This is a genomic window from Massilia sp. TWP1-3-3, assembly GCF_049897805.1.
In the GTDB taxonomy this organism is placed as follows: Bacteria; Pseudomonadota; Gammaproteobacteria; order Burkholderiales; family Burkholderiaceae_D; genus Telluria_A.
The window spans coordinates 57,650-69,291 of record NZ_JAFCWX010000016.1 but is presented as its reverse complement, the minus strand read 5'-3'; the positions used below and the strand labels follow the sequence as shown (position 1 = coordinate 69,291).

The following is an 11,642-nucleotide window of genomic DNA, read 5'->3' as shown; positions in this document are numbered from 1 at the left end:
TTGCATGGAGTTTTTTTATGCTGGGACGCTTCGCAAAGGCCAACAGTGCCGCGATCCTGACAGCGGCGGCGAACGGCGGGATGCGCGTGCCAATGCTTTCCAGTGCTCACGCCATGATCGTTGCAGCAGTTACTCGCTGGTGCGCAGTCGACATACTTTACCGAATTCGCTAAGACTATCGCGCGGCTCGGTGCGCAAGGCGATGATATTTACGTCGCGGCCGTGACGAAGCCGATGGGGCGCTTCGCTGCCGGCGCAGGTGGCGCCATCAATGCGCGGATGGTGTCGATAATCTGCTTCAGCTGGACGCGGGTGTTACGTTCGAAGGTATCGATCTTCAACGACATCAGTTCTGTCTTGTTCTCCAGGTCGTCGGGCCGCCGCGCAAACTCCTTGTTCGTGGCGGTCATCTCGCGCAGGTGCACGAAGGCACGCACGACATACACGACATACACGACATACACGACATACACGCCCATCTCGATCGCCTGTTCCGAATTCAGCACATTCGCTACCTGGATGGCGCCGCGTTAGGTGCAGACAAAGGGCAAGGACCTGGCGAATTTGAGCCTGGCGGGGGGGCGCAATATGTGACCACCGCCAGCTTCTCGGCGTGGTCAGCTGGAACATGAAATCCTGCGGGAAGCGCCGTGCATTACGCTTGACCGCCTGGTTGAGCGCCTTGGTGGCGACGCCCTACAGTTCCGCAAGGTCGGCATCGACCATGACCTTCAAGCCGCGAATGACCAGGATGCGCCTTTCGATCCCGGCCAGCGGTGCCGGTAACGGCTATGTCCGCTCATAACTCGGGCTCTTCCGTCTTGGCTTCGCCCGTTGCAGCAGTGGGTCCCCGTTTGGCGGACTCAAAAAGGAACATACGCGCTACTTTAAATCATCCGCGACGCAGCCCGACTACCCGATTGGTCCCGAACCGGGACCGCACGACAATCACTCTCGCCCAAAGCCACGCCGCTGACCGGAATATATCCATTTCTGCGCAATTTAGCCCCGAGCTCAAGCCGCGAGCTGACGTTCAATAAGCGCATCAAATCAAACATATAGTTCTTGACCGTGCCGCAGGTGAGTTGAAGCGCGCTGGCGATCTGCTTGTTGGAGTATCCCGCAAAAACCAGGTCGAGAATATCCTTTTGCCGCGGCGTGATCCGGATGCCATCTTCACCGCCAGGGTCGGCGCGTCGCATGTCGTCGAGCTGGAAGTGGATGCCGCCATTGCACACGGTGTCGATGGCCCGCACAACCTCGCTTTCATGAGTTCGCTTCGACACATAGCCGACTGCGCCCAGTTCCTTGCAAAGGCTCACTGTCCGCCGGTCGCTAACGTTGGAGAAAACGAGACAGGGAATGGCCCTACACCCCAGTGCTTGCTCAAGTTGCATCAGCGCGGAAGCACCGGTATGCCCCAACAGCATGATCTCAAGAATAACGATGCAAAACGGCTGATCGTGCGCCTGATTAATCAAGGAATTCGCTTGCTGCACGCTGGCAGCACTGGCAACATCCCACGCCGGGAAGCTCTGTGAAATTAGTTGCCTCAATCCCATCAATGTTATTGGATGGTCATCAACAATCAGGCAGCGTGGACTCATGGCAAGAACAATTCCTGGTAGGAATGGTAAAAGTGTATAAAAATAAAAATAGCGGTAATAAAAACATTATCAAAATATTATACGTGGGGCAGGTCTGACGGTCAACGCCAATGCGGCTGGCATAGGGGCGGCGGCCGCCAGAGCAGGCTGTAGGTAACTTAAGTTAGGTGTTTATTTTCACCTATTCCTCTGAGTACATTATTGTTATATTGCCATATAGATAATTTCGCCGGTTTCAAGTTTGCAGGCCAGCATGGCTGCAAATGGCCCGGAAAAGGTGCGGTTGACTACCGCTGGCGCTTTCCTGCCGCTCGCGCTGATCGACCCCCGCGTGGCGGCTGCAAGTCACATCGGTAGCCGAAGACTTTGCAGGGATTCCCCTTCGCCGACGGCGGCGTTTCGACTAGCGTTCCACTGGACTCGACGAGGCAAACATATGCAGGAAGACAGTAATTACCTGATTGTCGTCAATGACGAAGAGCAGTATTCAATCTGGCCCAGTTTCAAAAAAGAAGTGCCGCCAGGGTGGCGCGAAATAGGCTTTGAGGGCGACAAACAGGCTTGCCTGGCGCGGATCAACGAGTTGTGGGTGGATATGCGGCCACGCACGTTGCGCGAGGCGATGGCCTGAGCGTTGCCGGTTTGCCGTGATTGCATCGGTGGCGCGCCGAGCAACCGCGCTCATTCGTGGCTGTACGCGCCGATGTCAACATCGCGCCGGCGCCTTCGGGCCGCCGGCCAAGGTCATCCATGGTGTGCAACGCCTTCAATCCTTCCTGCAATCTCCCGCACTGGTGCTCGCATCGATCCCGGGCGTCCCCACCACGAAATAGGCTATTTTGTCCCAATTCATTTTTACCTTGCTCGGTACCGGCGGCGATATCTTGCCCGGCTTGCGTATCGCGCGCGAGTTGCAATGCCGTGGCCATAACGTGACCGTGCTCGCGCCGGAAACGTTCGCCGCGCGCGCGCGTGCCGATGGCCTGGCGTTCGTGGCCGTCGAAGGTCACGATGCCTGGACCGCCGACGTATCCGACCCGGCTTACTGGGGGCCGCGCGGCACCGAATTGGGCCTTCGGGAGGGCGGCTACCTGCACCGCCCCACGCAGCCCACCTTTGACTTCATTGCGCGGCATCTGGACTCCCGGCCCCTGCTGGTATGCACCCGCAATGCCTATGGCGCCCGTTTCGCCGCCGAACGCTTTGGCCTGCCTTGCCTTTGCCTTGGCTATTCGTCGACGCAGTTCTTTGACGAGTTGCGGCTTCCCTATCGGAACCACGTGCTGCGGCGCACTCCGCGCTGGTGGCAGGTTGCTGCCGTGGCCAGCGGCGACAAAGCGCGCGACAAGGCGTTGCTGGCCCCACTAAACCGTCTGCGCGCCTTGTTTGCGCTGGAACCGGTCACCAATTTTCGCCGCTGGAGTTTTTTCCGCCATCCCAACCTGGCGCTGTATCCGTCCTGGTACGACGACGTCGCCCGGCTTGCCGGTCAGGGCGTCACACAAGGCCAATTCGTGTTCGCGCATGACGCTGATGGTGGCCCGCTCGCGCCGGCGTTGGAACACTTCATCGCCTCCGGCGCGCCGCCGCTGGTGTTCACTTTTGGTACCGGCATTGCCCACGTCGCCGAGCGCTTTGCAGCCGCGCTCGCGCTGGTCGAACAAAGCAACTGGCGCGCCGTCTTCGTCAGTCGTTTCGACAGCAACCTGCCACCGGCTGCGCGTTCGCATGCGCGCGTGCATACGGTGGCGGATGCCGATTTTTCCGCCTTGCTGCCGCGTTGCGCCGCACTCATTCACCACGGCGGCATCGGCACCGCCGCACAGGCGCTGCGCGCCGGCATCCCGCAGGTAATCGTGCCGGTTGCCTACGACCAGCCAGACAACGGCAGGCGTTTTGCCGAATTGGGACTGGCGCAGGTGCTCACGAGGCGCGCGGTCGATGCTCACAGCCTGGGCCGCGCCGTGCAGGCAGCGCTCACCCGCACTGACCACGCCAGGCTGGCCGCGATCGGCGCGACGCTGCGTACCAATAACGGGGCGGGCGCCGCGGCGGACCTTTGCGAGCGCGCCAATGCCATGCCGGCCCATGTCCTATAACAGGAAGAAAAGACAATCATGATCAATAGCGAAAATCGGGATATGGCATGGCGGGCGTTGCCGCAGATCGTGCAAGGGCACGCAGCTGAGCAGCCCGGCGCGCCTGCCTTTACCTTTCTGCCTGATGGTAATGAGCCTTCCGGCCAGCTCGATTTTGCGAACCTGGACCGGCTGGCGCGCGCGGCGGCGGCGCATCTGTCGGCCCTGGCGCAGCCGGGCGACCGGGTGATCATCGCTTGCCCGGCCGGGCTGGAATACGCAGTCGCGTTTCTCGGCTGCCTGTACGCGGGCATGGTGGCGGTACCGGCATTGCCCCCGGGCGGCACCGACAGCGTTCTGCGCCTGCGCGGTATTGTCCTCGACGCCAGGCCGCAGGTGGTGCTGGTGCCGCGCGCCGCCTTGCCGGCCTTGCGCCGCATCACCGACGAGGCCCGGCTCGACGAGGCCGCGTGCACGCGTCTGGCGATCGAAGAACTCGGCACCTCCGGCGCGGCCTGGGTCGCGCCGCAACTGCGCCCTGACGATATCGCATTTCTTCAATATACCTCCGGTTCGACGGGCGACCCAAAGGGCGTGATGGTCAGTCACGGCAATATCGTCGCCAATGTCGGCCTGATCGCCGCAACCGTGCGCCTGGTGCCGGGGGAATGCATGGTTTCCTGGCTGCCGCCCCATCATGACATGGGGCTGATCGGGACCATGCTGTACCCGATGTTCGCCGGCGTGCACTGCGTGCAGTTGCCGCCCGTCGCTTTCCTCATGCGTCCGCACCGCTGGCTCAAGGCCTTGTCCGATTACCGCGCGCAGGGGACCGCCGCGCCCAACTTCGCGTACGAACTGTGCCTGTCGCGGGTGCGCCCGCAGCACATGGCGGGGCTGGACTTGAGCGCCTTGCGCTTTGCGCTGAACGGCGCTGAACCGGTGCGCGGGGGGACCTTGCGCCGCTTCGCAAACATGTTCGCCGGCTGCGGCTTGCGCGCCGACGCGCTGGCGCCGGGCTATGGCCTGGCCGAGGCAACGCTGCACGTGACCGAGACCGCGACGCGGCCGGCCGGCACGGCGCCGCTCAGCATTTACGTGTCGGCGCAGGCGCTGCAACGCGGCGCTGTGGAGCCGGCGCAGCCGGGCGAAGCGTGCATCGAACTGGTCTCCGTCGGGCGCGCGGCCAGCACCCATCAGGTGCTGATCGTCGACCCTGACACCAAACTGCCCCGTGCTCATGGCCAGGTAGGTGAAATCTGGCTGAATGGCCCGTCGATCGCGCAAGGCTACTGGAACCGGCCCGAAGAAAGTGACACCGTGTTTCGCGCCAAGACGGCGCAGTCCGACAAGCCGTACCTGCGCTCCGGCGACCTGGGCGCCAATTGTGATGGCCAACTGTACATCGTCGGCCGGATCAAGGACGTGTTGATCTTCAATGGCCGCAACCTGCATCCCCACGATGTCGAGCAAGTGTTCGAAGCGCTCGATCCCGCCTTCCGCAAGCATGGAACGGCGGCGTTTTCGCTTGACGATGAATCCGGTACGCGACTGGTGATCGTCCAGGAAGTCGAGTCGCGCTTGACGCCGCATTACGACGGCCTGCCCGAACGCGCGCGCGCCGAATTGGCCGACCGCTTTGGCGTGTTCGCACTGGCCGGCATCTGGCTGGTACGGCCGGGATGCCTGCCGCGCACGTCGAGCGGCAAGATCCAGCGCAGCCGGTGCCGCGAGCTGCTCGTCTCCGCGCAGCTCGACGCAACCTGGTCCTGGCGCGCCGAGGGGCAGGGCGCCGACGCCGAGCAGCAGGCGGCGCCGGGCGACCCGGCGATCGAACAGGCGCTGACCGAGATCTGCAAGCAGTGCCTGGGCGTGGATGAGATTGGCCTTGACGACGACTTTTTCGCGCAGCCGGGAGCCCACTCGCTGGCCGCAACCCAAGTGATGTCGATGGTGCGCGAGCGCTTGCTGGTGGACCTGCCGATACGCACACTGTATGACGCCTTTACGATCCGCCGCCTCGCGCTGGCCGTGGGCGACGGTGGCAACGACGACGCAATCCCGGCACTTGCCCTTCACGCCCATGCCTGGGCGGCCGGCGAAGAAGCGCCCGCGTCATCCGCCCAGCAACGACTGTGGCTGCTGGACCAGATGCAGCCGGGCGACCCGTTCTACAACATCGTAGCGGCGGTCGCGCTGCGCGGCGCGCTCGACGTGGCGGCGCTGGAAGGCGCCTTGCAGGCCATCGTCAACCGGCACGAAGCACTGCGCACCCATTTCGAGACCCGGCAAGAAGTTCTGGTGCAGGTAGTGGCGCCGCACCTGCACCTTGCGCTGTGCGCGCGCCAGGTGGACGGAGAAACCGACGCGGCCAGGTGGACCCACGCCCACGCGCTGGTGCGCCAGGAAGCCTTGCTGCCCTTCGACCTGGGCGCCGGACCGCTGCTGCGCGTGCAACTGCTTGGGCTTGACGCCGGCACCCATGTGCTGGTGCTGTCGATGCACCACATTGTCTCGGACCTGTGGTCAATGGGCGTGTTCGTGCGCGAACTGACGGCCCTGTACGAGCAAGCCGTCACGGGCCGGGCGGCGGCGCTGTCAGCGCCGGTGCTGCAATACCGCGATTTCGCGCGCTGGCAGCATGGCTATCTGCAAGGCGACGTGCTGCGCAAGCAGCTGGACTACTGGACCGATTTGCTGGGTGGCGAGCTGCCGGTGCTGGAGCTGCCGCTGGACCGTCCGCGCCCGGCCGTGCAGAGCATGCGCGGAGCAACGCTGCGCTTTACGGTGGACGAAGAAGTGCGTCTGGGCCTGGCCAAGCTGGCAAGGGCCGGCTCGGGCACGCTGTTCATGGTGCTGCTGGCCGCGTTCAAGGTATTGCTGATGCGCTGGAGCGGGCAGCAGGACGTGGTGGTCGGCTCGCCGATTGCGAACCGCAACCGGCGCGAAATTGAAGAACTGATCGGCTTTTTTGTCAACACGCTGGTGCTGCGCACCGAGCTCGGAGGCGACCCAAGCTTTGAACAGCTGGTGCAGCGGGTGCGCGAAGGCGCGCTGCAGGCGTTTGCGCACCAGGACCTTCCGTTCGAGCGGCTGGTGGAAGAATTGCAGCCGCACCGGGAAGCGAACTACACACCGCTGTTTCGCGTGATGTTCGCGTTGCAGAACGCCCCGCTGGGCAATCTGACGCTGCCCGGCCTGGAGCTTGAGCGACTGGAAGTTCGCAGCGGCAGCGCCAAGTTCGACCTGACGCTGTTCATGTGGGAAGAGGCGCAGGGGCTGACGGGCGAGGTGGAATACAGCAGCGACCTGTTCGACGCCGCCACCATGGAACGCCTGGTAGCGGCCATGCAAGGCTTGCTGGCCGAAGTGGTGCGCACGCCGCAGGCGCGCCTGTCGCAGCTGGGCCGCGAGCATGGCGCCGCGCGCGAGCAGCTGCTGCTTGGCTGGAACGACACCGACACGGCGTACGAGGCCGACGCCAGCGTGCACGCGCTGGTGGAACGCCAGGCGCGCCTGCGCCCCGATGCGGTGGCGCTGGAACAGGGCACCGAAAAAGTCAGTTACGGCGAACTCGATGCACAGGCGAACCGCCTGGCGCGCTATTTGCGCAGCAGCGGCGTCAAGCCGGGAGCGCGGGTGGCGGTTTGCCTGGAGCGCTCGCCGCTACAGGTCGTGGCGCTGCTGGCGATCCTCAAGGCCGGGGCGGCGTATGTGCCGCTGGACGGCAGTTATCCGGCCGAGCGGCTGCGCCACATGCTGGCGGACTCGCAGGCGGGACTGCTGCTGACCGAGCGCGCATGGGCCGGGCAGATGGCCGCCGCCAGCTTGCCTGACTGCCGCGAAGTGCTGCTCGACGAGTGCGCCGAGCAGGTGCTGGCCGAGTCATCTGCGCCTATGGGAGAGAAGGTCCCGGCGCAGTCACTGGCCTACGTAATCTACACCTCCGGTTCGAGCGGCCAGCCCAAGGGCGTGGCGGTGACGCACCGGGGCGTACTGCGCCTCGTCACGGCGACCGATTACATCGCCTTTGGCGCGCAGCAGGTGATGCTGGCCGCTGCGCCCGTCAGCTTTGACGCCTCGACCTTTGAGCTGTGGGGCGCGCTGGCGCATGGCGCCCGGCTGATATTGGCTGGCGCGGGCCGCCAGTCGCTGGCCGAGCTGGGGGAACTGGTGCGCCGGCATGACGTGTCCACGTTGTGGCTGACCGCGCCGCTGTTTCACCTGATGATCGAGGAAGGCGCGCACTATCTGCAAGGCGTGAGGCAGCTCATCGCCGGTGGCGACGCGCTGTCGGCAACCGTGGTGCGCAAGGCGCGCCAACTGCTGCCCGATTGCCGGCTAGTCAACGGCTACGGGCCGACCGAAACCACCACCTTTGCCTGCACCTTTGACACAGCGCTGCTGGTGCCGGACGCGGCCACAGTGCCGATCGGCAGGCCGATCGCCAACACCCGCGCCTATGTGCTGGACGTTGATGGCGAGCCGGTCGCGCTGGGCGTGGCCGGTGAACTTTACCTGGGCGGCGCGGGCCTGGCCTGGGGCTACCTGGCCCAGAGCGCGCTGACAGCCGAGCGTTTCGTGCCCGACGCGTTCGGGCCGCACCCAGGTGCGCGGCTGTACCGCACCGGTGACCGGGCGCGCTGGCGCGCCGACGGGCAGCTGGAATTCATGGGACGGCTGGACCAGCAGGTCAAGGTGCGCGGGCACCGGGTGGAGCTGGGCGAAATTGAAAGCGCGCTGCGCGAGCATCCCGCCGTCAAAGATGCGGTGGCGACAGTGCGCGAAGACAGCCCTGGCGAAAAACGCCTGGTGGCGTACGTGGTGCCGCAGCTGGAAAAAGCGCTCCAACAGATGGAGCAGACCGACGGCGAACCGGAGCTGGGGAACCGGCAAGTGGCCGAATGGCAGGAGTTGTATGAGCAGTCGGTGTACGCGGGCGGCGCGCAGGCGGGAGAAGCGCAGGCCGAAGAATTTGCGCTGAGCGGCTGGAACAGCAGTTACACGGGGGCGCCGATCGACGTGTGGCAAATGCGCGAATGGGTGCAGGCGACGGTTGACCGGATCAGCGCATTGGGCGCGCGCAGCGCATGGGAAATTGGCTGCGGCACCGGCTTGCTGCTGCTGCGCCTGGCCAGCGCCACCGAGCACTACCTGGGTACCGATTTCGCACAGGGCGCGCTGGACTATGTGGAACGGCGCGCGGGCGCATTGGGCTTAGGCCAGGTGACGCTGGAACGCAGGCTGGCCGACTGCTTCGACGGCATGCCTGCGCGGCGATTCGACACGGTTGTGCTGAATTCGATTGTGCAGTACTTCCCCGACCGCGCCTATCTAGACCGGGTGCTGGAAGGCGCGCTCGACGCCGTGGCCGATGGCGGCACGGTGTTCATTGGCGACGTGCGCAGCCTGCCGCTGCTCGAGACGTTCCACGCGTCGGTGCAATCGTGGCAGGCCGCAGGCGGCACGCCGGCCGGACAGCTGCGCGAGCGCGTGGCGCGCCAAATGGCGATGGAAAAGGAGCTGGTGCTCTCGCCCGCCTATTTCCTGGACCTGGCACAGCGCCTGGGACGGGTGGCGCACGTGGAAGTGCTGCACAAGCACGGCCACGCCAGCAACGAACTGACCGGCTACCGCTACGATGTGGTACTGCACGTCGGTCCCAAGCAGGAAGGCGCCGCGCTGGCGCTCGATTGGCTGGACTGGCGCCAGCAGGGACTGGACGAAGCAGGCCTGCGCGCGCTTCTGGCGGGTCAGGCGCCGACGGTGGCCCGGCTGGGACTGGCGCGCATCCCGAACGCGCGCACGGTGGCCGACGCGGCGCTGGCGCGCGCATTACAGGAAGCCGGCTCCGAGGTGCCGCTGGCGCGCCTGCAGGAACAGGCGGCAGATGCGGCGCAGGGTGCGTCCCAACCGCAGGCGCTGGTGGAGCTGGCCCGTGAACTGGGCTGGACGGCGCGGCTGCGCTGGAGCGGTGCGCAGCAGGACGAGACCTGCTTCGACCTGGTGCTGGAGCGCGTCGGAGCGGCGCCCGCATGGATCGCGCCGCGGGCGCTGCCCGCTGCCGGCTGGGTGGCGAGCAACCAGCCACTGGCAGGACAGATGATGGAAGAGCTGCTGCCGGCACTGCGCGCGCACCTGCAAGCACGGTTGCCGGAATACGCGCAACCGGGCGCGCTGGTGCTGCTCGAGTGGCTGCCCACCACGGCCAATGGCAAGGTGGACTACCGGCGCCTGCCGGCGCCAAAAGGCGCAGGCAGTACCCAGGAACGGGTGGAGCCGCGCAACGCGCTGGAGCAGGAGCTGGCGCAGATCTGGTCGCAGCTGCTCCGGGTGGAACGCATCGGCGTGCACGACAACTTCTTTGAACTGGGCGGCGACTCCATCATTGCCATGCAGGTCATTTCGCGCCTGCGTCTGGCCGGTTACGAATTCAAGCCGCGCGATCTGTTCGAAGCGCAGACCATCGCGACCGTGGCATTGCGTGCGGTCGCGCTGGACCCGTCGCGCACCGATGGCAAAGCGGAAGAACAAGGGCCATTTCCTCTGGCCCCCATCCAATCCTGGTTCCTGGAGCAGCAGGGGACGCTGGAGCCGCATTGGAATCAATGGTTGCGCCTTCCCTTGCGCGCGCCGATTGCCGCCGACAGGTTCCAGGCTGCCTGCGACGCGCTCGTGGCGCGCCATGCGGCCTTGCGCACGCGCTTTGACGTCGCCCAAGGTGGCCGACAGCATGTGCTGGCCGCCTCGCCAGCGGTGGTCCATGCATACCACCTTGACGCCGGCGCTGGCACCGACGTAATGCAAAAAATCGAGCAGGAACTGCATGCGGGCATCGACCCCGTGCACGGTCCCGTGGTGCGCTTCGCGCAGATCGTCTTCGGCGAGCCGGTGCAGGCCCTGTGCATGATCGTCGCCCACCACCTGGTGGTCGACGGCGTGTCCTGGCGCACCCTGGTCGGCGAGCTTGAACAAGCACTCGCGCAGCCGGACGCATTGGCCGGCATGCCGCGTCCGGCCGCTTTTGGCCAGTGGTGCCGCGCCTTGCAGGGCGCAGGAGATTCGCGCGGCACCGAGCGCGACCTGGCATTCTGGCGCCGCGTGGAAGGCAGCTTTGGCGCCGCCGGAGCCAACCCGGAACTGCTTGGTGTTCCAACCGGCGCACGCGGGACCTGGGGGCGCGCACAAACGCTCATCGGCTGCCTTGAGGGCGCGCGCACGCGCGCGCTTCTGGCCGACGAAACCTTGGCGGCACGCGGCGGCATGCAGGCGCTGCTGGTGACCGGTGTGCTGCGCGCCATCGCTGCCTGGAATGGCCAGCAAGACGTGCTGTTGAACCTGGAACGCCACGGTCGCCGCGTGGACGGCGCCGGCCTCGAGGTGTCAGGCACGGTGGGCTGGTTCACTGCGCGCTTCCCGTTGCGTCTGTCCACCGGGCGCGATCTGACCGCGTCCGACCTGCTCATGCGCACCGCGCGCGCGCTCGAGATGGTACCTGCCGGCGGCGTCAGTTACGGGCTGCTGCGGTACGGCACCGGGGCCATCGGCCGTCAGAGCGAACCGCCGGTCGGCATCAATTACCTTGGCCGCTTCGATCAGATGCTAGCCGGTTCGCACCACTTCCATGCAGATGGCGTGGCGTCCGGGCTCTCGTGCGCGCCGCATTCGCCCCGCGCGCAGCTGCTCGAAGTCGATGCGCTGGTGGTGGGCGAGGAACTCGAACTGCGCTGGACGTATGACCAGGACCATATCGCACTCGCGCACGTCGAACAGATGGCGCAGGCGTTACTGCAATGGCTACGTGATGCAGCAACCCAGAGCGCACCAACCCCGGCAGTGATGCTTGCCGCAGCGCCGATTGCGGGGCTGGGGGCCGACATGGATGACGACGAGTTGCGCCACCTGCTCGATGAGCTTGAATCTGACCTCGACTGAAGCAACGCTGCACGCTCGACAA

General features: G+C 65.4%; 5 protein-coding genes. 3 read left to right on the top strand and 2 right to left on the bottom strand.

Annotated features, from left to right (window positions below; all coding sequences use genetic code 11):
• Window positions 1-209: 209 nt before the first annotated feature.
• Window positions 210-506: a hypothetical protein gene (locus ACP7D4_RS16805; RefSeq protein WP_426210236.1), complete on the bottom strand. Its 297-nt coding sequence runs from the start codon at window positions 504-506 to the stop codon at window positions 210-212.
• Between the two features lie 381 nt (window positions 507-887).
• Window positions 888-1,607, bottom strand: a complete 720-nt coding sequence (locus tag ACP7D4_RS16800) for a response regulator transcription factor (protein ID WP_426210234.1) — start codon at window positions 1,605-1,607, stop codon at window positions 888-890.
• 436 nt (window positions 1,608-2,043) lie between these two features.
• Here ACP7D4_RS16800 and ACP7D4_RS16795 point away from each other — a divergent pair, with 436 nt between their 5' ends.
• The 3 genes from ACP7D4_RS16795 to ACP7D4_RS16785 all read left to right on the top strand — a co-directional run bounded on the left by ACP7D4_RS16795 (window position 2,044) and on the right by ACP7D4_RS16785 (window position 11,620).
• On the top strand, window positions 2,044-2,238 hold the full coding sequence (locus ACP7D4_RS16795) for an MbtH family protein (protein ID WP_426210270.1): 195 nt from the start codon (window positions 2,044-2,046) through the stop codon (window positions 2,236-2,238).
• Window positions 2,239-2,446: 208 nt separating this feature from the next.
• Window positions 2,447-3,706 carry a glycosyltransferase gene (locus ACP7D4_RS16790; protein ID WP_426107907.1) on the top strand — a complete coding sequence of 420 codons (1,260 nt, stop codon included), beginning with the start codon at window positions 2,447-2,449 and terminating at the stop codon, window positions 3,704-3,706.
• Between the two features lie 18 nt (window positions 3,707-3,724).
• The gene (locus ACP7D4_RS16785; protein ID WP_426210232.1) at window positions 3,725-11,620 is read left to right on the top strand and encodes an amino acid adenylation domain-containing protein; all 7,896 of its coding nucleotides are present in this window, start codon (window positions 3,725-3,727) and stop codon (window positions 11,618-11,620) included.
• Window positions 11,621-11,642 lie beyond the last annotated feature (22 nt).